This window comes from Glycomyces paridis, from assembly GCF_004912155.1.
Classification (GTDB): domain Bacteria; phylum Actinomycetota; class Actinomycetes; order Mycobacteriales; family Micromonosporaceae; genus Glycomyces; species Glycomyces paridis.
The window spans coordinates 77,063-98,990 of sequence record NZ_STGX01000017.1 but is presented as its reverse complement, the minus strand read 5'-3'; the positions used below and the strand labels follow the sequence as shown (position 1 = coordinate 98,990).

The window sequence follows — 21,928 nt, the reverse complement described above, 5'->3', positions numbered from 1 at the left end:
ACCCCGCCCTCCACCCCGACGTGGACGTCCTTGCAGATCCCAGGAATTCGGAGCTTCGCGTGACCATGAGGGATTCCATACGTTTCCGGTACACCTACAACGACCTGACCAAGAACAAGGGCGTCAACCTGGCGCTCATCGTGATCCTCGTGCTCAGCGCCTTCCTGATGGCCACCGGGTCCATGGTCATCGAACGCACCCTCAGCTCGATGGGCGAGTTCTTCGACGAGGCCGCGCCCCCGCACTTCCTCCAGATGCACAAGGGGGAGTACGACCCAGCCGAACTCGAACGCTTCGCGTCCGAGCACCCCGAGGTCGAGGAGTGGCTGATCGAGGAGATGCTCGGCTACGACAGCGCCGCGATCGCCTGGGAGCGACCCTCCACCGGCGAGGGCGGCGACCTCTCCGAGAGCCTCATCGACAACCTGTTCGTCACGCAGAACCAGGACTTCGACTTCCTCCTGGACGAGGACGGCGCGAAACCCGAACCCGGCGCGGGCGAGGTCTATCCGCCGGTGGCCTACGAGCATCAGTTCGGCCTCGAGTCCGGCGACCTGCTGCGCGTGCAGACCGCCGAGGGCCTGCAGGAGCTGCGCGTCGCGGGCTTCGTGCGGGACTCGCAGATGGCCTCTTCACTCTCGCAGTCGACCCGCTTCCTCATCTCCGAAGAGGACTTCGCGGCGATGTCCGCGGCCGGAGGCGCCATTCCCGAGATCATCGTGGAGTACCGGCTGACCGACACCTCCCTGGCGCAGTCCCTCCAGACCGCCTACGAGTCCGACGAGGCCATGCCGAAGAACGGCGAATCGGTCACCTACGACCTGCTGCTCATCATCAACGCCATCAGCAACGGGCTCGTCGCCGCGGCGCTCATGTTCGCCAGCCTCCTGCTCGTGGCCATCGCACTTCTCAACGCCCGCTTCGTCATCCGAGGAACGCTCGAGGACGAGGTCCGCCAGATCGGTGCGATGAAGGCGATCGGCCTGCCGAACCGCGCCATCAGCGGCCTGTACCTCGCGAAGTACCGGGCGATGACCCTCATCGCGTGCGTCGTCGGCGGGGCCCTGTCCATCGCCGCCGTGCAGGTGCTCACCCGCACCCTCCAGGCCGACTACGGCACCGCCGACATCGACCTGCTCACCGTGCTCGTCCCCGTCGCCGCGCTGGTGCTGGTCTACGTGTTCGTCCTGTCCATCTGCCGCAGGATCTTCGGGAAGATCCGCAAGATCGAGGTCGTCAACGCCCTCGTCCACGGCAGCACCCTCGACGACCGGCAGACTGCGCGCCGCGCCAAGCGCGAGGCGAAGCGGGTGCGGCGCACCAGCCTCGCCTCCTACCGCGGCGCGAACCTCAACCGTCGCCTGGCCATGCTCGACCTGCGGGCCGAAGCGCGGCAGTGGGTGCTCATCCCCATCGTCATGTTCCTCGCCGCGGTGCTCATGACGCTCCCCGTGAACCTCCTCAGCACCTTCTCCGACCCCGCGTTCGTCACGTTCATGGGCTCGCCGGAGAGCGACCTGCGAGCCGACCTCGGATTCGCCGAAGACGTGGACGCCGTCCACGCGGACCTCCTCGCCGCCATGGACGCCGACGAGCGCCTGGAGAACGTCCGCGCCTACGCGAGCGTCCTGTACGAGACCGAGGGCGAGGAAGGCTGGGAGGTCCTTCGCGTCGACGTGGGCGACTACTCCGACGCAGGCATGCCCTACACCGAAGGCGGCCCGCCCGAGACCGGCGAGATCGCCCTCTCGGTGCTCAACGCCGCGAAGTACGACCTGGCGGCCGGCGACGAGATCAGGGTGCGCCAGGACGGGGAGACGACGAACCTCACCGTCAGCGGCGTGTACCAGGACATCACCGGCGGCGGCCTCTCGGCCAAACTGCAGGGCGAGGTCGACTCCGACGCCTCCAGTTACACCGTCTTCGCCGACGCCGCCGAAGGCACCGACACCGCCGACCTCGTCGCGGAGTACACCGAGGCGTTCCCTTCGGCCAAGGTGACCCCGATGCGCGAGTTCATGGAGCAGACGCTCTCGTACCTCACCGAGGCGATCCGCAGCGCCGCCGCCGTCACCTTCGTGTTCGGGCTCGGCGTGGCACTGGTCATCACGAGCCTGTTCCTGAAGCTGCGGCTCGCGAGGGACCGACAGAAGATGGGCATGCTCTCGGCCGTGGGCTTCTCCACGAACGAGCTCATCACCCAGGTGCGGGGCAAGGCCCTCGTCGCCGTCGTCGCGGGCACCGTCCTCGGGTCCGTGTTCGCCGCCACCGGCGGCGAGGGCCTGGCCGGGTCCCTCCTCTCCATGGCGGGGCTGGGCCTCGTCGACCTCGAGTTCCTCCCGAACCCGTGGATCTCCTACATCGCCTACCCGGCGCTGCTCATCACCGCCGGATACCTCGGCGCCGTTTTCCTGACCGCCCGCCTCCGCGGCGCCGACAAGAGCTCGTGGCTCAGAGGATGAAAGAAGAAGCGAACATGTCAAGCGACCGCGTCACCCTGGAGTGCAAGGCGCTCACCAAGACCTACTTCTCGACCGAACCGCCCAGCCAGGTCCTGCACGGCATCGACCTCCAGGTCCGCACCGGCGAGTTCCTCGTCGTGATGGGCGCCTCGGGCTCGGGCAAGTCCACACTGCTCTACAGCATCAGCGGCATGGACCGGCCCACGAGCGGGAACGTCCTCCTCGAAGGCCGGGAACTCACCTCGCTCGACGACACCGAGGTGAGCCGCGTGCGCCTCACGAAGATGGGCTTCATCTTCCAGCAGGCCTACTTCCTGTCGAATCTCAACCTCCAGGACAACATCCTGCTCCCGGCCCTCAAGGCCTCCCCGAACGACAAGGACGGCGTCGTCAAGCGCGTCGACGCCCTCATGGAGCGCTTCGGGATCGACCACGTCAAGCGCCACGGCATCACCCAGGTCTCCGGCGGGCAGCTCCAGCGCGCCTCCATCTGCCGCGCGCTGGCGGGCGAGCCGGCGGTCCTGTTCGCCGACGAGCCCACCGGCGCGCTCAACAGCAGCATGTCGACCGAGGTCATGAACGCCCTCACTGACGTGCACTCCGACGGGACGACCATCGTCATGGTCACCCACGACCCCGCCTGCGCCGCAAGGGCCGACCGCGTGGTCTACCTCCGCGACGGCCTCCTGGTCGACACCCGAGACCAGGGCAAGTGGACCGAGGCCGCCGCCAAGCAGCGCGAGGACGACCTGTTCTCGTGGCTCAGCGACAACGGATTCTGAACCCCCTCAGGAGGGAACGCACATGACCGAGACCGAGTTCAAGCAGGCGCTCGCCGAGTTCGCCACCAAGACCGCCGACGAGCTGGCGATGACCGACGACCTCGCCGAAGTGGGCGTCGACTCCATCGCCGTCTACGAGTTCCTCATGACCGTCGAGGACCGCACCGGCGCCAAGAGCGCCGAGGTCGACGACAAGGTCGCGAGCGTCCAGGACCTCTTCGACGCCGTCCTGGAGGCGTCCGAGCGCCAGAACGCCTGACCGCCCGGGGCGGGGCCGCGAGGCCCCGCCCCTCAACCCCCCTCAACCCCTCAACTCTCAAGTTCGCCTCGAACCGATTCCGCCACAACGCGACCGGTCCCGAACCCGGGACCGGGAGTTCCGCACACCCTGAAGGAGGGTCATGGAGAAGGCAGTCATCACCGGCATGGGCGCGATCACCCCGATCGGCAACGACCTCGACGCGTTCGAGGAGCGCCTCTTCGCCGGCGTCCACGGCGTCGTCCCGATCGACCACTTCGACGCCGCCGACATGGCCGCGCGGGTCTACGCCCCCGTCAAGGACTTCGACGCCACCGCCCACCTCACCCCCAGGGAGCTGCGGCGGCTCGACGGCTTCACCCTGTACGGCCTCATCGCCGCCCGAGAGGCCGTGCGCCGCTCAGGCATTCTCGGCGAGGTCGACCCCCACCGCCTCGGCGTCTTCATGTCCACCGGCCTCGGCGGCATCGGCACCGTCCTCGAAGAGCACGGCAACCTCGAACGCCAAGGGCCCCGGCGCGTCTCGCCGATGCTCGTCCCCAAGTGGGCCACCAACATGATGGCCGGGGTCGTCGCGATCGAGATGGGCGCCAAGGGCCCCTCGATGGCCCACACCGCCGCCTGCGCCGCGAGCTCGGTGAGCATCGGCGAGGCCGTCCGCGCGATCAGGCACGGCTACCTCGACGCGGTCGTCTGCGGCGGCGGCGAGGCCGCCACGCAGAAGCTCGTGGCCGCCGGGTTCCAGAGCCTCCGCGCGCTGTCCACTTCGGAGGACCCGGACCGGGCGAGCATCCCCTTCGACCGCGACCGCACCGGATTCGTGCTCGGCGAGGGCGGCGGCGCCGTCGTGGTCGAGAGCGAGACGCACGCGCGGGCGCGCGGCGCCCGCATCCTCGCCGAGGTGTCCGGCTACGGCCTCACCAGCGACGCCTCGCACATCACCGCGCCCGCCGAGGACGGCGAGTCCATCGACCGCGCCATCGCCGACGCGCTCGCCGAGGCCGGTCCGCGCGACGAGACGGTCTACGTCAACGCCCACGGCACCGGCACCGTCCTCAACGACCGGGTCGAGGCCGCCGCGATCGGCCGGGTCTTCGGCGGGAAGGCGCTCGTGTCCTCCACGAAGTCGATGACCGGGCACCTCCTCGGCGCGGCGGGCGTGGTCGAGGCGATCGCCTCGGTCCTGGCGCTCCACCGCGGGGCCGCCCCGGCGACGGTCGGTACCGCCGACCTCGACGAGGACGTCCAGATCGACGTGGTCCGCGGCGGCGCCCGCCCGGCCGCGCTGACCCGCGCGGTCTCGCTGTCGCTGGGCTTCGGCGGGCACAACGCCTGCCTCGTGATCGACCGCGCATGATCGAGCTGGCGATCGCGCGCTCGGACCTGCTGGACGGCTACGCGTTCGGGCAGTTCCGGGCGCGCGTGCCGCTCGACCGGCGGCGCAAGGGCGACGGCTACCACCGCGCCGAGGACCGGTACGCGAGCGTCGTCGCGTTCTCCCTCCTCCAGCACCTGTGGGGGCGCCGCACGGCCGAGGCGATGCCGCCGGTCGTCCCCGGCGCGTTCGGCAAGCCCCGCTTCCAGGGCGGGCGCGGGCACTTCAACCTCTCGCACGACGCCTCGGTGTGCGTGTGCGTCCTCTCCCCCGTCCCCGTGGGCGTCGACGTGCAGTCGCGGGTGCCGTACAGCGAGGGCCTGTTCGACCGCATGGCCGCCCCCGGCGAGCGGCGCCTGCGCGGCCGCCTGGTCCGCGCCGACGACCTCAGCGCCCTGTGGACCCGCAAGGAGGCCGTTGTCAAGCGCACCGGCCGCGGGCTCTCGACGCCGCTGGAGGACGTCGACACCGTCGCGGCCCCCGACGTCCTCACCCTCGCCTCCGAGGACCCGCCGTTCCGCCTCAGCGTCAGCGCCGAGGGCCTCTCGGAGGCCGATCTCCTGCCGCGGCTGCGCATCGAGTGGATGCGCCCGGGCCCCGCGCCCGGCACCTGGACGACCGTCCAGCGCGGCGCCCTCCGGCAGATCCCGCGGTTCCTCCCCGAACCGGCGGGAGCCTGACGCCGGTCGGTGCCGACTCGTTCCCGCGGTAGGCTTCACCGCGAACCGGTTCTCCATATCCGGGACCGCGGCGAATGGCGTCGCCCGACGGATTCGCTACTATGTGCGCGAACATCGCAATTGCATATGGCGTCCGATGCAAGCTCGTGTTCAGTCGACAGCATCGTGTCACCGCACCGGTACCCGAGAATCCTGTTAGGAAGACATATCGTGGCGAAGCAGACCGTGATCACGTTGACCGACGACATCGACGGGAGCGAGGCCGCAGAGTCGGTCGAGTTCGGCATCGACGGCCAGCTCTACACCATCGACCTCTCGTCGGCCAACGCCGAGGAGCTCCGCGACCGCCTCACCGCCTACCAGGAGTTCGGCACCCGCCTCGGCGCCTACTCCACCCGCACCGCACCCGCCCCGGCCGCCGCCCCGAAGCGCTCGGTCACCCAGGGCGACCGCGACCGCAACGCCTCCATCCGCCGCTGGGCCGAGGCCCAGGGCCTCCCGATCAAGGCCCGCGGCAAGATCTCCGACACGGTCATCTCCGAGTACAACGCCGCGCACGCCTGACACGGCGACCCACGGGCGCTCTGGAACGCGACGCGCCAGAGCGCCTTCGTCATGCCCGTGATTCATCCTCTATGGACGGTCCGGTGTGGGCGACCGGGGGCTGGCTTCACCTCCGAAAGGGGTGAAGACCTTACTGACTCGAAGCGGCCCGCCGCCGCACACTGACATGGTCTCCGAACGCACCGCTCTCCTTGGAGGAGCCATGAACCGCTTCGAACCCCTCTCCCGCCGCGCCGTCATCGGCGCCACCGCGGCCGCCGCGGTCGCCGTCGCGGTCCCCTCGTCGGCGCAGGCCGCGTGCGGCATCGACCAGTCGGCGATCGACACGGCCACCGCCCGCGTCGAGGACGCCCTCATCGCGCTCCGCCGCGACCTCCACGCCCACCCCGAGGGCTCCGGCGACGAGGAGCGGACCGCCTCGCTCGTGGCCGAACTGCTCACCGACGCCGGACTCCGGGCGACCACCGGCGTCGGCGGCCACGGCGTCGTCGGCGTCCTCAAGGGACGCAGGCCCGGGCGCACGGTCGCCTACCGCGCCGACATGGACGCCGTCCCCGCCGAGGAGCAGGGCGGCGCCGGGCCCGAGCACCTGTGCGGCCACGACCTCCACACCGCGATCGGCGTCGGCGTCGCCCAGGTCCTCGCGGGCCTGCGCCACCGCCTCAGCGGCACCGTCGTCTTCTTCTTCCAGCCCGCCGAGGAGTCGCTGGAGGGCGCCGCGGCCATGATCGCGGACGGCGTCCTCGAACGGTACGACCCCGAGGAGATCCATGCGATCCACTGCGGACCGTTCCCTCTCGGCGTCCTCGCCGTCATGCCCGGCTCGGGCCTCCCGGGCCTCGACCGCGGCACCGTGAACCTCACGGGGCCGGACGCGCCCGCGCGCGCCGAGGCGCTCGCCGCCGACATCGCCGCGCTGAACACGGTGGCGTTCCCCGAGACCCCCGCCGACATCGACCGGCTCATGGCCGACGTCCAGACCCCCGACGGACCCCTGTCGGAGTTCGTCGTCATGCGGGCCTTCCCGACCGAGAGCGCCGTGGAGTTGTCCTACCGCTGCTGGCCCGAGGACCGGTACACCGAGGTCCGTGAAGCCGTCGCCGCGCTCGCCGCGGACCACGGCGCGACGGCGGACTTCCCGGCCGACCCGTTCCCCGCGTTGGTCTGCCCCGAACGCGAGGCCCGCGAACTGGAACGCCACCTGCGGAAGGCGACCGGCAGGACGTCGACGGCGGTCATGCACGCGCCCTTCCCGTTCAACGGCGAGGACTACGCGCTCTTCATGGACGAGCTCCCCGGCACCTTCAGTTTCCTTGGCGTCCTCGCCCCGGGCGCCGACATCGCCACCGCCGCACCGCACTTCCCCACCTTCGACCCCGACGAGCGGGCCATCGCCCACGGCGTCCGCGCCATGTCGGGCTGGCTCGCCCGGCGCACCGCGGGACGCTGAGCGCCGCGCCCGCCGCGGTCCGGCTCACCGCGGCGGGTGCGCAAGGCGCCCAGAGGAACCGCGGACCTAAGGCATCCGTCCGGTCGACCAGGCCCAGGCAGCGACGCCGACCCGATTGGGGGCGCCGGTCTTGCGCTGGATGCTCGCGAGGTGGTTCTTCACGGTGCCGGGGCTGATGAACAGCTCGGCGGCGACCTCGGCGTTGGTGCGGCCGTGGGCGACCGCGCGAGCGACCTCCAGCTCCCGCTCCGTGAGCGCCTCGCCGTCCTCGGACGGCTCGGGCGGCATCATCCTGCGCAGCAGGCGGACCGTGATCTGCGGGCTGATGAGGGTGTCGCCGGACATCGCGGCCCGCACCGCCTCCACGAGCAGGGCCGGGCCCGAACGTTTGAGCAGGTACCCGCAGGCGCCGCCGCGCAGCGCCGCGTACACGTACTCGTCCAGGTCGAACGTGGTCACCACGATCACACGCACGGGATCGGCCGCGCCGGGCCCCGCGAGGGCCCGGGTGAGTTCGATGCCGTCCATCCCGGGCATGCGCACGTCGGCGAGCACCACGTCCGGCCGCAGGTGCCGGGCCTGGTCGAGCGCGGACCTGCCGTCAGCGGCCTCGGCGACGACCGACATGTCGGGCTGGGCGTCGAGGACCATGCGGAAGGCGTCGCGGATGCCCTCCTGGTCGTCGGCGATGAGCACTCTGATCGTCATGCGGGCGTTCCCTTCGAGCGGCGGACGGTCCGGGTCGCGGGCATGGGCAGGCGCAGCGCCACACGCCAGCCGCCTTCGGGGCGCGGCCCGGCCTCCAGGCCGCCGCCGAGTCGCTCGGCGCGCTCGGCGAGGCCCGGGAGCCCGAGCCCGGAGTCGCGCGGGCCGGGACGCGGTGCCCCGCGGCCGTCGTCGGCGACCTCGACGCGCAGCGAGCCGTCCCGCTCGTACACGTCGATGCTGACGTGTGCGACCGAGACGCCGTGGCGCCGTACGTTGGTGAGCGCCTCCACGACCGCCCGGTGGGCGACCGACCCGTTCTCCCTGCCCGCGTCCGCGTTCAGCCGCCACTCGAAGGCGACGGCGATCCCGCTGGAGGCGGCGAAGCGGTCGGCGAGGGCCTCGATGTCGTCCAGCCCGCCGACCGGGGCCAGCGGCGCCTCGGTCCGGAGCATGTGGACGGTGCGGTCCATCGACTCCAGAGCGCGGACCCCGGCGTGCTCGATCTGCTCCAGCAGCTTCGCCACCGCCGGGTCGCCCGCGGCCAGGACCATCCTTCCGGACTGGGCGCGCGCGACGATCTCGCTGACGTCGTGGGCGACGAAGTCGTGCAGGTCGCCCGCCAGGCTCATCCGCTGCTCCTGGCGCGCCGACCGCAGCGCCCGCTCGCGTTCGGCGGCGGACCAGCGCAGGTACCAGGCCGTGGCGGCGGCCGCCAGCGCGGGCACGAGCCACAGCGCGCTCGCGCCGACGCGTGCGATGAGGCCTTCGCCGGGGAGGGCGCGCTGGACGATGAGTGCGGTGGCCGCGGCGGCGGTCGCGGTGGACAGGAGGGCGGCGCGCGGCGGCGACCAGCGCGCGGGCGTGTAGACGAGGAGGAGGAGCATCGCGGGTTCGAGGAGGATCCAGAGCCCGGTGAGGCCCGAGGGGTCGTCGGTGCCGTCGGCCGTGCTCAGTGCGGCGGTGAGGGCGATGGAGACCGCGCCGGTGGCGGCGGCGATGGCGGGGACGAGGCGGGGGCTGCCGGGCGGTGCGGCGAGGACGGCGGCGGCGCCGATGCCCGCGGCGAGTGGCCCGGCCATGAGCACGAGGGGGTCGGCGGGCAGCAGCACGGCTCCGGCGAGGAGGGCGAGCGCGCCCGCGGCCGCGAAGAGGCGCCGTCCGGTCACGTCTTCGAGCCTATCGGCGCGTGTCGGGCGGCGCATGTGCCGTTCGGCCTATCGGCGGCGCGTGCGGGGCCGATGCTTCGCCGTTCGGCACCTGTCGGGTCGGTCCGGTCGGGCGAAGACTCGAAGCATGAGACGAAATTGGCAATCATGGATCGGATACGCCACGGCCGCATGGACCTTGGCGTACGCACTGCTCGGTCTCCATTGGACGTTCGGCGGCGCCGGCTTCCCCTTCGGCGCGGGTGATCCGGAGCTCGTCGCCGAGCCGGACATGGCGCTCAAGGTGTCGCTGCTGGGCCGGGCGACGCACGAGGTCGCCGGGCCGCTCATCGCCGCGCTCGGTGTCGCGGGGGCCGTCGCGGCGGTCCTCATGGCTCGCGGGGTCGCGCGGGGGCCGCTGCGGTGGCTGCTGCCTGCGTTCGCGTGGGTTCTCGCGATCGGGCTCACGGTCGGCGTCCAGGACTACCGCAGTCTGATCGTCGTGGCCTACACGCCGATCACGCTCCTGGTGAAACCCTTCACCTCGTGGGGCGAGGCGTACCATTGGGGCGACCTCTACCCGTGGCCCCGCCTCAATCTCCTGCTGTGCCTGCTGGCGGGCGTGGCGTGGGCGCTCACCGCGGTCGCTTACCGGCGCAAGGTCACCGGGAGCTGCGTCTCGTGCGGCCGCGGCGACCGCGAGGGCCCTTCGTTCCTCGACCGCTGGGGGAAGACGGCGACCTGGACCGCCGTCGCCGCGCCGCTCGCGTACTGCCTGACCCGCTGGGCGTGGGCCCTGGGCTTCAGCCTCGGCATCGACCCCGAGTTCTTCCGCGAGGGCCAGGAGAGCGGCCTCTGGATCGCGGGCGCCCTCCTTGCGACCCTCGGCGCCCTCGGCGCCGTCCTCACCATGGGTCTCGTCCAACGCTGGGGCGAAGTCTTCCCCCGCTGGATGATCGGCCTCCGCGGCAAACGCGTCCCCCCGATGCTCGCCGTCGTCCCCGCCGTCCTCGTATCAGCCCTCGTCACCGCCGCCGCCGGCATGTACGTCCGCCTCGTCGCCATCGACGGCGTCACCGCCAGCACCTGGCCCCTCACCCTCCCCGAAGTAGGATGGGTCCTCTGGGGCATCCCCCTCTTCATAGCCGCCCTCGCCTACCACCGCCGCCGCCGAGGCCCCTGCCCCACCTGCCACCGAGGCACCCTCACCACCCCCTGACGATCAATCGGATTCGCAGCGAATCTCCATATCGTCGCCAAACCCGACTCCCGTCCGGTCGGGATTCCGGCAGACAGCACCGCAGGCCAGGAGCCAATGCTCCTGGCCTGCGAATTCTGGTCGGGACGACAGGATTTGAACCTGCGCCCCCCCCGTCCCAAACGGGGTGCGCTACCAAGCTGCGCCACGTCCCGAGCGCTCTGCCGCTAAGCGGCCTCAGCCAGAGTACAGCACTGGTGCCTCAAAACGCTGTCAGGTATTCGCTCGGGGCGGCGGTGGGAGGGGGTTGGAATCCGGATGTGACCTGCGCAAACCCGGGTGGGGGTCGGGGGGCGTTGGGTGGGGTGGCGGGCGGGGGCGTTGGAGGGTGCGGTTGTCGGCCGCGGGGCTCGGGCGGCGGGTGGCTTTTGGAGGGGGGGCGCGGGACGTGGCGGGGGGCGGGGGGCGTTGGGGGGGGTGGCGGGCGCGGGCGTTGGAGGGTGCGGTTGTCGGCCGAGGGGCTCGGGCGGCGGGTCGCTTTTGGAGGGTGGGCGCGGGACGTGGCGGGGGGCGGTGGGCGGGTTGTACGGTACGTTCCGGGAGAGGGGTGGGGGCGAATGGCCGGTTCGGGGTTGAGCCGTGAGCTGGTGCTGCGTGCTGCGGTGGGGGTCGCCGATGAGGGCGGGGTGGGGGCGTTGACGATGCGGGGTCTCGCGGAGTCGCTTGGGGTGGAGGCGATGTCGCTGTACCACCATGTGGCGAACAAGGAGGCGGTGCTCGACGGGCTGGTCGAGGTGGTCATGGCCGAGATCGAGGCGGCGGTGGCGGGGCTCGACGGCAGTGGCGGGTGGAAGGCCGCGATGCGGCGGCGGGTGCTGGCGGCGCGGGAGGTGCTGCTGCGCCATCCGTGGGCGCCGGGGGTGTTCGAGACGCGGACGGGGACGAGCCTGGCGGTCGCGAAGTACTACGACGGTGTGCTGGCGCTGATGCGCGAGGGCGGGTTCGACTACGAGCTGGGGCACCGGGCGCTGCACGCGCTGGGCAGCCGGGCGCTGGGGTTCTCGCAGGAGCTGTTCGCGCCCGACGGGGTGGAGGTGCCCGAGGATGCGGTGGCGGCGATGGCCGAGCACGTGCCGCACCTGGTGGCGATGATCGCCGACGCCTCGCACGGCGGGGCGGTGCTGGGGTGGTGCGATTCCCAGGCCGAGTTCGAGTTCGGGCTCGACCTCATCCTGGACGGCCTCGAACGGCTGCGCGCCGCCTCCTGAAGGAAGGTTCCGAAGGTTCGGCACCGTCGTGCCCTTGACAGCCTTACGTTGTAAGTCCACACTTGGACTTACAACGTAAGGACACGGAGGTGCCGCCATGAAGGCCGTCGTTCAGAACCGCTACGGACCGCCCGCATCAGTGCTCGCGGTCAAGGACCTCGCACGCCCCGAGCCCGGCCCCGGCCAGGTGCTCGTGCGCGTCCGGGCCACGAGCGTCAACACCCCCGACTGGATCGCCGTCACCGGCGTGCCGTACGTGCTCAGGCTCCAATCGGGACTCAAGGCGCCCGCGGACGCCGTGCGCGGCACCGATGTCGCAGGGATCGTCGCCGTGATCGGCGAAGGGGTCGAGGACCTGCGCGTCGGCGACGAGGTCTTCGGTTCACTGTGGACGAGTTCGCTCACGACGCCCGGCGCGTTCGCCGAGTACGCGGTCGCTCCGGCCGCCCAGCTCGCGGTCAAGCCCGCCGGGATCGACTTCGCGACGGCCGCCGCCGCCGTCATGTCCGGCATCACCGCCCTGTGCGCCGTGCGCGACACCGCACCCGTCCGCGAAGGCGACCGCGTCCTGGTCAACGGCGCCTCCGGCGGCGTCGGGACCTTCGCCGTGCAGCTCACGGTCCACTACGGCGCCGAGGTCACCGGCGTGTGCGGCCCCACCGGCGCCGACCTCGTCCGCGGCCTCGGCGCGCGCGTGGTCGACTACACCGCGGCCGACTTCACCGCCGCGCCCGAACGCTACGACCTCATCCTCGACAACGTCCTCAACCACCGCCCGAGCCGCACCGCCCGCGCCCTCGCACCCGGCGGCGTCCTCATCCCCAACAGCGTCGGCAACTCCGGGGGCCTCACCGCCGGGCTCGGCCGCATGGCCGGCGCCAAGCTCCTCGGCCTCACCGGCCGCGCCGACGTCAGGTTCTCCCCCTGCACCGTCGACCGCGCGAACCTCACCGCCATCGGCGAACTCCTCGACACCGGCGCGATCAAGGCCGTCATCGACCGCGCCTACACCCTCGACGAGACGCCGGAGGCGGTGGCGCACATGCTCGGGCACCACGCCAAGGGCAACGTCGTCATCACCATCCCTTAGCGACGGTCACTCGGCCGAGGCCATCGCGGCCGAGATGAAGTCCACGAGCGCATCACTCGTCGGCGCCGTCCGCGACCACGCCAGCGCCACCGTGCTCGGCGCGACGCCTTCCAGCGGAAGGTAGACGACGCCGGGACGCGCGTAGTACCGCGCCGCCGACTCCGGCGCCAGCGCGATCCCGGCGCCGGAGGCGATGGCGCTCAGCCACTCGTCGGGCTGGCCGGTGACCGCCCCGATCCGGGCCGGTCGCCCGCCGCGGGCCTCGGTCGCCAGCCAGTGGTCGCGGAAGGCGCCGGTCTCGGGCGGCGCGGCCACGAACGGCTCGTCGAGGAGGTCCGCGAAGCGCAGCGCCGCCCGTCCGGCGAGCGGGTGGGTCGAGGCGAGGGCGAGGCAGCGGGGCTCGGTGAGCAGGTCGGCGAGGTGGTAGTGCTCCTGGCCGGGGAAGGGCAGGCGCATGAAGGCCGCCTCGACGTCGCCGGATTCGAGTTCCCGGGCGGGGTCGGCCCAGCTGGCCTGGCGCAGGTCGACGCGCCAGTCGGGGCGGCGGCGGGCGAAGTCGGCGAGGATCGCCTGGGTGCGTTCGTTGGCGGCGCTGGCGAGGAAGCCGATCCGGAGGGTGCGGGAGGCGGTGGCGGCGGCGTCGCGGACGTCGCGTTCGGCCCGGTCCCAGGCGTCGAGGACGGCCGGGAGGGCGGCGGCGAAGGCGTCGCCGGCGGCGGTGGGGGTCATGCCGGCCCTGGTGCGGTGGAAGAGGACGGCGCCGAGGTCGGCCTCCAGGCGGGCGATGCGCTTGGTCAGGGCGGGCTGGGAGAGGTGGAGGCGGGCGGCGGCGCGGGTGAGGCCGCCTTCGCGGACCACGGCGGCGAAGGCGCGGAGGGTTCGCAGGTCGGCATCCATAACCGGAGGTTATAGGCACTGGTATTGGACGTGCGGGCGGGGAGGTCCGAGACTTGGTGGTCGAGGCGGCGGGGCCGCCGGGGAGAGGGGGCCGCATGTCGGTGGTGTTCACGGTGGTGGTGGGGGTGACGATCGCGCTCAACGCGGTCGAGTCGGTCGCGAACTTCATGCGGGCGGAGTGGGTGCGGCGTAATTCGCGGGCGGTCGGCGTGCCGGACTCGTGGCTGCCGTTCCTGGGGTTCGTGAAGGGGGCGGCGGCGCTGGGGCTCGCGGCGGGGTTCGCGTGGCGGCCGGTCGGGGTCGCGGCGGCGGCGGGGCTGGTGGTGTTCTTCGTGTGCGCCACGGTGCTGCACGTGCGCAGGCGGGTCTTCCACAATTTCGCGGGGCCGCTGCTGTTCCTGGGTCTCAGCGTCGCGGCGCTGTGGCTCATGCTCGTCGCGTGAAGGACGGCGGGTCCTGCTTCCCCGGGGAAGCAGGACCCGCCGGTTTCAGGGGGTCAGCCCTTCCGGTGTCAGCTCAGTCCGGCGGCGATGGCGCCCAGGAGGGTGCCGTTGCTGGTGTCGCCGGAGAGTTCCCAGGAGAACGCGCCGCCGAGGCCCTGCGAGTTGAGCCAGTCGACCTTGCCCGCGATGGTCGCGGGGGTGTCGTAGCTCCACCATTCGCTGCCGCACTTGGCGTAAGCGGTGCCGGCCACGGTTCCCGTTGCGGGGCATTCGTTCACGAGGACCTTGTAGTCCTCGATGCCTGCCTCGTAGGTGCCTGGTGCGGCTCCGGTGGCCGAGCCTCCCGGCGTCGACTGCGTGACGCCGGTCCAGCCGCGGCCGTAGAAGCCGAAGCCGAGCAGGAGCTTGGCGGCCGGGACGCCGAGGCCCTTGAGCTTGGCGATGGCGGTGGCGCCGTCGAAGCCGGCGATCGGCTGGCCGCTCCAGCTGTTGAGCGGGGAGTGCGGCGCGGTGGGTCCGTCGGCGTCCCAGGCGCCGAAGTAGTCGTAGGTCATGACCTGGTAGTAGTCGACGTACTGCGCGGCGGCGGCGTAGCCGCCGACGTCGATCTTGCCGCCGGAGGTGCCGTCGGCGGTGATCGCGGCGGTGACGAGCTCGTCGTTGCCGAACTTGGTGCGCAGGGCGCTCATCAGGGTCGGGAACGCGTTGGTGCCGCTGGTGTCGCAGGTGAGGCCGCAGGCGTTGGGGTACTCCCAGTCGATGTCGATGCCGTCGAACAGGCCGTCCCAGCGCGGGTCGTGCAGGAGGTTGTAGCAGGAGTTCGCGAAGGCGGTCGGGTTCTGCGCGGCCTGGCCGAAGCCGCCGGAGTAGGTCCAGCCGCCGAAGGACCACACGACCTTGATGTGCGGGTACATCTCCTTGAGCTTGAGCAGCTGGTTGAAGTTGCCGCGCAGGGGCTGGTCCCAGGTGTCGGCGACGCCGTCGACGGACTGGTCGGCGGTGTAGGCCTTGTCGAGGGCGGCATAAGAGTCGTCCAGTGTGCACTGTCCGTTCTTGACGTTGCCGAACGCGTAGTTGATGGTGGTGAGGTCCTCGGCGGAGCCGGAGGAGACGATGTTCTTGACGTGGTAGTTGCGGCCGTAGACGCCCCACTCGGTGAAGTAGGCGGCGTTGACCTGCTCGCTCGGGGGGTCGACCGGCGGGTCGGTCGGCGGGTCGGTCGGGTCCTCGGTGGTGGGCGGCTCGGAGGGTCCGTCGCCGCAGGCGCCCTTGGACTCCCAGACACCCCATTCGCCGGTGGTGCCGGGGGTCTCACCGGTGGTCCACCACTTGGCGCGGTACTCCACGCCGTTGTGGCTGACCTGGTCGCCGCCGACGTAGACCTCTGTGGAGGACCACGCCGGTGAGCAGACGGTCTGGGCGGAGGCACTGAAGGGATTCGCGACGGTGTAGAGCGCTGCGCTCGCGACGACGGCCAGGGCCGCGGTGAGCGAGACGATCAACCGTCGGGTGTTCAGTCGTCTCAATGTTCCTCCCGAAAAGTAAAGAGACTTAACTGATAGGTATCTTTATTTTTACGACCGGGACCGGGGGAAGTCAAGCATTGCCATCGAAAAATTTCAATACGGCAGGATTTCAGTCGGATTTCCGGACGGTCCCCGCGAATGGGAGCGCGCCTCGCGCATCACGCACAGTGAACGAATGCTCGACGCATTCGGTTTGCGCGGCAACGCTATGGTGGAGAGCGAAGGCAGGCAGGGCCGGAGGGGCGGGACCGAATCGGACCCGCCCCTCGTCCATCGCCACCGGGATATACGCCCGTCGATGCGTCAGAGCCAGCCGTTGCGCTTGAAGCCCCGGTACAGCGAGAAGCACACGACCGCCATCAGCAGCAGCACCAGCGGGTAGCCCGCCTTCCAGTGCAGCTCCGGCATGTACTTGAAGTTCATGCCGTAGATCCCCGCGATCGCCGTGGGCACCACCGCGATCGCCGCCCAGGCCGAGATCTTCTTCATGTCGTCGTTCTGCCAGGCGCCGATCTGCCCCTGATGGGCGGTCAGCACCGTCGTCAACAGGCTCATGCACGTCTCGATCGCCGCGTCGACGCGGATGAGGTGCCCGGCGAGCACGCCGAAGCGCTCGCGCTTGAACACCGGCGTGGTCGCCCGGCGCTGGCGCAGCAGGTGCGCGAACGGCACCAGGGGCTGCACCGCGTTCTGGAACTCCAGGGCCTCGCGGATGAGGAAGTAGATCTCCTCGTTCCGGTCGGTCCGGTCCCCCGAGAACACCGCACGCTCCACATCGGCCACGTCGTCGGCCAGGTCCTCCACGGCCCCGTCGTACTGGCCGATCACGGCGTCGAACAGGCCGTGGACGACCGCCACGACGCCGTCGGCGCGGAAGGAGGCGTCGGCGAGGCGGTCCCGCACGGCCGCAGCGGGGTCCACGATCCCCCGCCGCACCGTCACCAGCGAGGACCCGTCGGTGTAGATCACGAGGTCACCGGTCTCGACCTGCCGCGTCGCCTCGATGTACCAGACGGTCTTGATGAGCACCAGCGCCGCGTCGTCCACGGTCTCCACCTTGGGGCGCCGGTGGACCACGCGCACCGCGTCGGTCCCGAACCGGTCGAGCCCGAGCGCGCCGAGCGCGTCCTTGAGGACCTGCGGCTCGGGCGAGTCGAACTCGACCCACACGAACCCGTCCTCGCCGGTCGCCCCCGCGGCCTCCCGCAGTGCGTCGGCCCCGCCGCGCCGGCGCTCGGTCCCCTCGGGGGAGACCACCGTGAAGTCGATCATCCGCACCCCCGGTCCCGAGTGTAGGCGCGCGGCCGCCGCCGTGTCAGCGGTCCGGGCGCGGTCACGGGGTGTCGTAGACGATCCGGTGCGCCGCGTCGTGGGCGCGGCGCGTGAGGCGCCGGTAGTGGTTGAGAAAGCGCTCGGTGTCCTCGCCGAAGCCGAGGGTCTGGGCCAGCGCGGCGAGTTCGGGGCCCGAGCGCGGGAGGTCGTCGCGCGGGACGCCGCGCGCCAGCGTCATGTCGTTGCGCACGCGCGACACGAACTCCCAGGCCGAGCGCAGCGCCCGCAGGTCGCCGCGCGAGAGGTGCCCGGCCGCCGCGGCGGCCTCCAGTGCGGGGACGGTGCGCGTGGTGCGCATCGCCGGGTCCTCGCCGTGCTCCAGTTGGAGCAGTTGCGCGGTCCACTCGATGTCGACCAGGCCGCCGCGTCCGAGTTTGGTGTGGCCGTTGGGGTCGGCGCCGCGGGGCAGCCGCTCGGAGTCGACGCGGGCCTTGACGCGGCGGAACTCGATCCGCTCGGCCTCGGTGAGGCCGCCGGCCCGGTAGCGCACCGCGTCGGCGAACTCGGTCCAGGCCGCGCACAGCTCGGGGTCCCCGGCCACCGGTCGGGCGCGCAGCAGCGCCTGGCGCTCCCACAGCTTCGCGCGGTCGGCGTAGTAGCGCCGGTACGCCGCGAAGCTCGGCGCGATCGCACCGCCCTTGCCTTCGGGCCGCAGGTCGAGGTCGAGGTCCACCGGCGGGTCGGCGGTCGGGGCCGCGAGGAGCGTGCGCACCGACTCGACGATCCGAGAGGCGGCCCTGCGCTGCTCGTCCGTCGTTCCGGAGTGGAGGAACACGACGTCGGCGTCGGAGCCGAACCCGGTCTCGCGGCCGCCGAGGCGGCCCATGCCGATCACCGCGATCGGCGGGGCGTCGGCCACGCCGCGCGAGGCGATCGCAAGGGCCGCTTGGAGGACGGCGTCGGTGAGGTCGGAGAGCGCGAGGCCGACCCCTTGGTCGTCGAGGAGGCCGAGGAGGTCGGCGGCGGCGACGCGGATGAGTTCGCGGCGGCGGATCGCGCGCACGGCGCCGATCGCGGCGGTCGCGTCGGCGTGCCGGGCGGCGGCCTGGAGCATCCCGGCCGCGAGCTCCTCGCGCGGGCGGGGGGTGAGGTCGGCGTTGTCGGAGAGGTAGCGCAGCGACTGCGGGACGTGGAGCAGGAGGCCCGTGAAGTACCGAGAGGTGCCCAGCAGGCGGGCCAGGCGCACGGCCGCGGGGCCGCCGTCGCGCAGGAGCCGCAGGTACCAGGGGGTGGCGCCGAGCTTGTCGGAGACCTGGCGGTAGGCGAGCAGGCCGCGGTCGGGCTCGGGCGAGTCGGCGAGTTCGTGCAGGACGACCGGCAGGAGGGCGCGCTGGACGGTCGCGGTGCGCGAGACGCCCGCGGTGAGCTTCTTGATGTGGGTGAGCGCGCTCGCGGGGTCGGCGAAGCCGAGGACGGCCAGGCGCGAGGCGGCCTCGGTCTCGGTCATGCGCAGCTCCGCGGTGGAGACGCGGGTGACGGCGTCGAGCAGCGGCTTGTACAGGAGTTTCTCGTGGAGGCGCCGCGCGGTGGTGGCGTGGGCGCGCCAGGCCGCGAGGAAGCCCTCGTCGGTGGTGTACCCGAGGGTGCGGGCGAGGTGGTGGAGCGGTTCGCCGCCGTCGGGGACGCGGTGGGTGCGCAGCAGGCGCTGCAACTGGAGCCGGTGCTCGACGGTGCGCAGGAAGACGTAGGTGTCGGCGAGGTCCTCGCCGTCGCGGCGGGCGAGGTAGCCGCCCGCGACGAGCACATCGAGGGCCTCCAGTGTGGAGCGGACGCGGAGGGTGGGGTCGCCGCGGCCGTGCACGAGTTGCAGGAGCTGGACGGCGAACTCGATGTCGCGCAGGCCGCCGGGTCCGAGCTTGATCTCGTAGCGGCGCTCGGCGCTGGGCACCGAGTCGGCGACCTTGCGGCGCATGTCCCGGATGTCGGCGACGACGCCGGGGCGGTCGGCGGCGCCCCAGATGAACGGCTGCACGGCGGCGAGCCAGTCGAGACCGAGCCCGAGGTCCCCGGCGGCGGGCCGGGCCTTGAGGAGCGCCTGGAACTCCCAGGTGCGGGCCCAGTCCTTGAGGTAGGCGAGGTAGGACTCGACCGAGCGGACGAGGACACCGGCGCGCCCTTCGGGCCGCAGGCCCGCGTCGACGGGCCAGGTGGCGGGGCCGACGATCTGGATCATGCGGGCGGCCCGGCGGGCGGCGAGGTCGAGGTTCCCTTCGGCGACGAACACGACGTCCACATCGGAGACGTAGTTGAGCTCTTCGCCGCCGGTCTTGCCCATGGCGACGACGGCGAGGCGGGCCTCCTCGGCGCCGGAGGGGTCGATCTCGGCGGTGGCGAGCGCGAGGCCGCGGGCCAAGACGGCGTCGGCGAGGCGCGCCAGCGCGGCCGAGGTGGCGCGGAAGTCGACGGTCCCGGTGAGGTCGGCGGCGGCGATGCGCAGCAGGTTCGCCTTCCAGGCGGCGTTGAGTCCGGCGGCGTCGGCCTCGCGGACGCGGGCGTGCCCGGCGTCCTCGTCCTCGGTGAGCGCGGGCGCGACCTCGGGGTGGGCGCGCAGGTGGTCGGCCAGGGCGTTGCTGGCCTCGTCGACGGCGAGCCGGGCCCGGTCGGCGTCCATTCAGCGCCCGGCGTCGATGACGGGCAGCGCCTTGCGCTCGCCTGCGGCCACGCGGGCGAAGCGCTGGATGATCGGCCGCCAGGTGGCGACGATGTGCTCGTCGACGGCGGCGGCGCGGGCGAGCGCGGCCTCGTCGAAGCCGCCGAAGTCGGCGAGCTGGTCGGGGGTGAACTCGAAGTGGGACTGGACGCCCCAGGCGGCGTCGCGGAGGCGGAAGACCTCCAGGGCCCCTTGGGGCGAGGAGGCGAGGAGGGTGGCCTCCTCGGGGAGCTCGACGAGTTCCTGGCGGCGCCAGCGAATCACGTCAATGGTCATGGGCGCGGGGCCGAAGACGAGGTCGCGTCCGGCGGCGTCGCGCTTGGCGAGCATCCGGGGGCCGTTGGGGGCGTCGGAGTCCTCGACGCGCCCGCCGAAGGCGGCGGCGAGCATCCGGGAGGAGGAGCAGATCGCGAGGGTCGGGGTCGCGTCGGCGACGGCGGTCGCCATGAGGCCGGTGAGGTCCTCGCCCCAGTCCTTGCCGCGGCCGCCGCCGAGGGCGATGAGCGCCTCGTGCCCTCCGGCGCTGTTGGGCACGGCCTCACCGAGGTGGGGCCGCACCGTGTCGAGTTCCATGCCGGCCTCGGCGAGCCATGCGGCGGCCCTGCCGAGACCCTGCGCCGGGTCGTTCTCGATCACGAGTGCGGTACAGGCGAGTGCGGTGGTCACTCCCCCATGTTAACGGCTCACAGATGCATGTAGCGCTTGCGTTCGAAGGCCGTCACCTGGGTGCGGTAGTCCTCCCACTCCTGGCGCTTGTTCTTGAGGAAGTAGTCGAAGACGTGCTCGCCGAGGACCTCGGGGACGAGGTCGGAGGACTCCATGGCGTCGAGCGCCTCGGAGAGGTTCGCCGGGAGCGGCTGGTAGCCGGCGGCGACGCGTTCGGCGTTGGTGAGCGCCGAGACGTCGTCCTCGGTGCCGGGCGCGAGCTCGTAGCCCTCCTCGATGCCCTTGAGGCCCGCGCCGAGGAGGACGGCGTAGGCGAGGTAGGGGTTGGTGGCGGAGTCGAGGGAGCGGATCTCGACGCGGGCCGAGTTCGGCTTGCCGTAGGCGGGCACGCGCACGAGCGCGGACCGGTTGGCCTTGCCCCAGGAGACGTACGAGGGGGCCTCGGAGATCTGGCCGGGCTGGGCCGAGGTGAACAGGCGCTTGTAGGAGTTGACCCACTGGTTGGTGATGGCGGTGAACTCGGGCGCGTGGCGCAGCAGGCCCGCGATGAAGGCCTTGGCGGTCTTGGAGAGGCGCTGCTCGTCGCCGGGGTCGTGGAAGGCGTTGTCCTCGCCTTCGAAGAGGGAGAGGTGCGAGTGCATGCCCGAGCCCGGCTGGGCGGTGTAGGGCTTGGGCATGAAGGAGGCGGTGACGCCGGAGGTGAGCGCGACCTCCTTGACGATGTGCCGGAACGTCATGATGTTGTCGGCGGTGGTGAGGGCGTCGGCGTAGCGCAGGTCGATCTCCTGCTGGCCGGGGGCGACCTCGTGGTGGGAGAACTCGACGGAGATGCCCACGCGTTCGAGCGCGAGGATGGCCTGGCGGCGGAAGTCGCGCGCGGTCGAGTGCGTGGTGTGGTCGAAGTAGCCGCCGTCGTCGACCGGGGTGGGCTTGGTGCGGCCCTCGGGGTCGATGTCGGAGAGCAGGAAGAACTCGATCTCGGGGTGCACGTAGAAGGTGAACCCGCGGTCGGCGGCCTTGGAGAGGGCCCGGCGCAGGACGTGGCGCGGGTCGGCCCAGGAGGGGGCGCCCTCGGGGGTGAGGATGTCGCAGAACATGCGCGCGGACTCGCCGATGCCGCGGCCCTCGAAGGGGAAGACCTGGAACGTGGTCGGGTCGGGCATGGCGACCATGTCGGACTCGTACACGCGGGCGAAGCCCTCGATGGCGGAGCCGTCGAAGCCGATGCCCTCCTCGAAGGCCGATTCGAGCTCCGCGGGGGCCACGCTGACGGACTTCAGCGTGCCGAGGACGTCGGTGAACCACAGCCGGACGAACCGGATGTCGCGTTCTTCGAGCGTGCGAAGCACGAACTCCTTCTGTCGTTCCATGGTGTCCTCCTCGGTCCTGGGGCGGCAATTGTCTCACCAGTATGTGTCAGCGACGTTAACGCA

19 protein-coding genes and 1 tRNA gene are annotated in these 21,928 nt (G+C 71.9%); 11 read left to right on the top strand and 9 right to left on the bottom strand.

From position 1 onward, the window contains the following. The first annotated feature begins 65 nt into the window (after positions 1–65). The 7 genes from E9998_RS20660 to E9998_RS20630 all read left to right on the top strand — a co-directional run bounded on the left by E9998_RS20660 (position 66) and on the right by E9998_RS20630 (position 7,572). On the top strand, positions 66–2,462 hold the full coding sequence (locus E9998_RS20660) for an ABC transporter permease (RefSeq protein WP_136531603.1): 2,397 nt from the start codon (positions 66–68) through the stop codon (positions 2,460–2,462). A gap of 14 nt (positions 2,463–2,476) precedes the next feature. Then, positions 2,477–3,244, top strand: a complete 768-nt coding sequence (locus E9998_RS20655) for an ABC transporter ATP-binding protein (RefSeq protein WP_136531585.1) — start codon at positions 2,477–2,479, stop codon at positions 3,242–3,244. Between the two features lie 22 nt (positions 3,245–3,266). Next, positions 3,267–3,503, top strand: a complete 237-nt coding sequence (locus tag E9998_RS20650; RefSeq protein WP_136531584.1) for an acyl carrier protein — start codon at positions 3,267–3,269, stop codon at positions 3,501–3,503. A 142-nt stretch (positions 3,504–3,645) separates the two neighbouring features. Further along, positions 3,646–4,860: a beta-ketoacyl-[acyl-carrier-protein] synthase family protein gene (locus E9998_RS20645; protein ID WP_136531583.1), complete on the top strand. Its 1,215-nt coding sequence runs from the start codon at positions 3,646–3,648 to the stop codon at positions 4,858–4,860. After that, positions 4,857–5,558 (top strand): 4'-phosphopantetheinyl transferase family protein, encoded by a 702-nt coding sequence (locus tag E9998_RS20640; RefSeq protein ID WP_136531582.1) that lies wholly within the window; start codon positions 4,857–4,859, stop codon positions 5,556–5,558. Before E9998_RS20645 ends, E9998_RS20640 begins: the two co-directional genes overlap by 4 nt. Before the next feature lie 210 nt (positions 5,559–5,768). Then, positions 5,769–6,122 carry a histone-like nucleoid-structuring protein Lsr2 gene (locus E9998_RS20635; protein ID WP_136531581.1) on the top strand — a complete coding sequence of 118 codons (354 nt, stop codon included), beginning with the start codon at positions 5,769–5,771 and terminating at the stop codon, positions 6,120–6,122. A 202-nt stretch (positions 6,123–6,324) separates the two neighbouring features. After that, positions 6,325–7,572: a M20 metallopeptidase family protein gene (locus tag E9998_RS20630; RefSeq protein ID WP_136531580.1), complete on the top strand. Its 1,248-nt coding sequence runs from the start codon at positions 6,325–6,327 to the stop codon at positions 7,570–7,572. Between the two features lie 66 nt (positions 7,573–7,638). Here E9998_RS20630 and E9998_RS20625 read toward each other — a convergent pair whose 3' ends face one another. Both E9998_RS20625 and E9998_RS20620 read right to left on the bottom strand, forming a co-directional pair. Then, positions 7,639–8,280, bottom strand: a complete 642-nt coding sequence (locus tag E9998_RS20625; RefSeq protein WP_136531579.1) for a response regulator transcription factor — start codon at positions 8,278–8,280, stop codon at positions 7,639–7,641. Further along, entirely contained in the window at positions 8,277–9,446 is a 1,170-nt protein-coding gene (locus tag E9998_RS20620) for a sensor histidine kinase (protein WP_158299908.1), read from the bottom strand. Before E9998_RS20620 ends, E9998_RS20625 begins: the two co-directional genes overlap by 4 nt. Before the next feature lie 127 nt (positions 9,447–9,573). Here E9998_RS20620 and E9998_RS20615 point away from each other — a divergent pair, with 127 nt between their 5' ends. Beyond that, the gene (locus tag E9998_RS20615) at positions 9,574–10,644 is read left to right on the top strand and encodes a hypothetical protein (protein WP_136531577.1); all 1,071 of its coding nucleotides are present in this window, start codon (positions 9,574–9,576) and stop codon (positions 10,642–10,644) included. Between the two features lie 117 nt (positions 10,645–10,761). Here E9998_RS20615 and E9998_RS20610 read toward each other — a convergent pair. Further along, positions 10,762–10,838 (bottom strand) — tRNA-Pro (locus tag E9998_RS20610). Between the two features lie 402 nt (positions 10,839–11,240). Here E9998_RS20610 and E9998_RS20605 point away from each other — a divergent pair. Together E9998_RS20605 and E9998_RS20600 are read left to right on the top strand one after the other, a co-directional pair. Further along, positions 11,241–11,891, top strand: a complete 651-nt coding sequence (locus E9998_RS20605; RefSeq protein WP_136531576.1) for a TetR/AcrR family transcriptional regulator C-terminal domain-containing protein — start codon at positions 11,241–11,243, stop codon at positions 11,889–11,891. A gap of 97 nt (positions 11,892–11,988) precedes the next feature. Then, on the top strand, positions 11,989–12,981 hold the full coding sequence (locus tag E9998_RS20600) for an NAD(P)-dependent alcohol dehydrogenase (protein WP_136531575.1): 993 nt from the start codon (positions 11,989–11,991) through the stop codon (positions 12,979–12,981). A 6-nt stretch (positions 12,982–12,987) separates the two neighbouring features. Here E9998_RS20600 and E9998_RS26865 read toward each other — a convergent pair whose 3' ends face one another. Then, entirely contained in the window at positions 12,988–13,878 is an 891-nt protein-coding gene (locus E9998_RS26865; protein ID WP_136531574.1) for a LysR family transcriptional regulator, read from the bottom strand. 95 nt (positions 13,879–13,973) lie between these two features. Here E9998_RS26865 and E9998_RS20590 point away from each other — a divergent pair, with 95 nt between their 5' ends. Continuing rightward, positions 13,974–14,321, top strand: a complete 348-nt coding sequence (locus E9998_RS20590; protein ID WP_136531573.1) for a DoxX family protein — start codon at positions 13,974–13,976, stop codon at positions 14,319–14,321. A 68-nt stretch (positions 14,322–14,389) separates the two neighbouring features. Here E9998_RS20590 and E9998_RS20585 read toward each other — a convergent pair whose 3' ends face one another. The 5 genes from E9998_RS20585 to glnA all read right to left on the bottom strand — a co-directional run bounded on the left by E9998_RS20585 (position 14,390) and on the right by glnA (position 21,865). Beyond that, positions 14,390–15,847, bottom strand: coding sequence for a glycosyl hydrolase family 18 protein (locus tag E9998_RS20585; RefSeq protein ID WP_136531572.1), 1,458 nt, complete (start codon positions 15,845–15,847; stop codon positions 14,390–14,392). 303 nt (positions 15,848–16,150) lie between these two features. Continuing rightward, positions 16,151–17,119: a magnesium and cobalt transport protein CorA gene (locus E9998_RS20580; RefSeq protein WP_136531571.1), complete on the bottom strand. Its 969-nt coding sequence runs from the start codon at positions 17,117–17,119 to the stop codon at positions 16,151–16,153. 61 nt (positions 17,120–17,180) lie between these two features. Further along, positions 17,181–19,790, bottom strand: coding sequence for a bifunctional [glutamine synthetase] adenylyltransferase/[glutamine synthetase]-adenylyl-L-tyrosine phosphorylase (locus E9998_RS20575; RefSeq protein ID WP_136531570.1), 2,610 nt, complete (start codon positions 19,788–19,790; stop codon positions 17,181–17,183). Then, entirely contained in the window at positions 19,791–20,495 is a 705-nt protein-coding gene (locus E9998_RS20570; protein ID WP_136531569.1) for a type 1 glutamine amidotransferase, read from the bottom strand. Positions 20,496–20,512: 17 nt separating this feature from the next. After that, positions 20,513–21,865 carry a type I glutamate--ammonia ligase gene (gene glnA, locus E9998_RS20565; protein ID WP_136531568.1) on the bottom strand — a complete coding sequence of 451 codons (1,353 nt, stop codon included), beginning with the start codon at positions 21,863–21,865 and terminating at the stop codon, positions 20,513–20,515. Positions 21,866–21,928: the final 63 nt, after the last annotated feature.

What these genes read in the sequence shown, in the direction of transcription:
- E9998_RS20660 (WP_136531603.1), top strand. Translation starts at nt 66, where the DNA reads ATGAGGGATTCCATACGTTTCCGGTACACCTACAACGACCTGACCAAG.
- E9998_RS20655 (WP_136531585.1), top strand. Translation starts at nt 2,477, where the DNA reads ATGTCAAGCGACCGCGTCACCCTGGAGTGCAAGGCGCTCACCAAGACC.
- E9998_RS20650 (WP_136531584.1), top strand. Translation starts at nt 3,267, where the DNA reads ATGACCGAGACCGAGTTCAAGCAGGCGCTCGCCGAGTTCGCCACCAAG.
- E9998_RS20645 (WP_136531583.1), top strand. Translation starts at nt 3,646, where the DNA reads ATGGAGAAGGCAGTCATCACCGGCATGGGCGCGATCACCCCGATCGGC.
- E9998_RS20640 (WP_136531582.1), top strand. Translation starts at nt 4,857, where the DNA reads ATGATCGAGCTGGCGATCGCGCGCTCGGACCTGCTGGACGGCTACGCG.
- E9998_RS20630 (WP_136531580.1), top strand. Translation starts at nt 6,325, where the DNA reads ATGAACCGCTTCGAACCCCTCTCCCGCCGCGCCGTCATCGGCGCCACC.
- E9998_RS20625 (WP_136531579.1), bottom strand. Translation starts at nt 8,280, where the DNA reads ATGACGATCAGAGTGCTCATCGCCGACGACCAGGAGGGCATCCGCGAC.
- E9998_RS20615 (WP_136531577.1), top strand. Translation starts at nt 9,574, where the DNA reads ATGAGACGAAATTGGCAATCATGGATCGGATACGCCACGGCCGCATGG.
- E9998_RS20605 (WP_136531576.1), top strand. Translation starts at nt 11,241, where the DNA reads ATGGCCGGTTCGGGGTTGAGCCGTGAGCTGGTGCTGCGTGCTGCGGTG.
- E9998_RS20600 (WP_136531575.1), top strand. Translation starts at nt 11,989, where the DNA reads ATGAAGGCCGTCGTTCAGAACCGCTACGGACCGCCCGCATCAGTGCTC.
- E9998_RS26865 (WP_136531574.1), bottom strand. Translation starts at nt 13,878, where the DNA reads ATGGATGCCGACCTGCGAACCCTCCGCGCCTTCGCCGCCGTGGTCCGC.
- E9998_RS20590 (WP_136531573.1), top strand. Translation starts at nt 13,974, where the DNA reads ATGTCGGTGGTGTTCACGGTGGTGGTGGGGGTGACGATCGCGCTCAAC.
- E9998_RS20580 (WP_136531571.1), bottom strand. Translation starts at nt 17,119, where the DNA reads ATGATCGACTTCACGGTGGTCTCCCCCGAGGGGACCGAGCGCCGGCGC.
- E9998_RS20575 (WP_136531570.1), bottom strand. Translation starts at nt 19,790, where the DNA reads ATGGACGCCGACCGGGCCCGGCTCGCCGTCGACGAGGCCAGCAACGCC.
- glnA (WP_136531568.1), bottom strand. Translation starts at nt 21,865, where the DNA reads ATGGAACGACAGAAGGAGTTCGTGCTTCGCACGCTCGAAGAACGCGAC.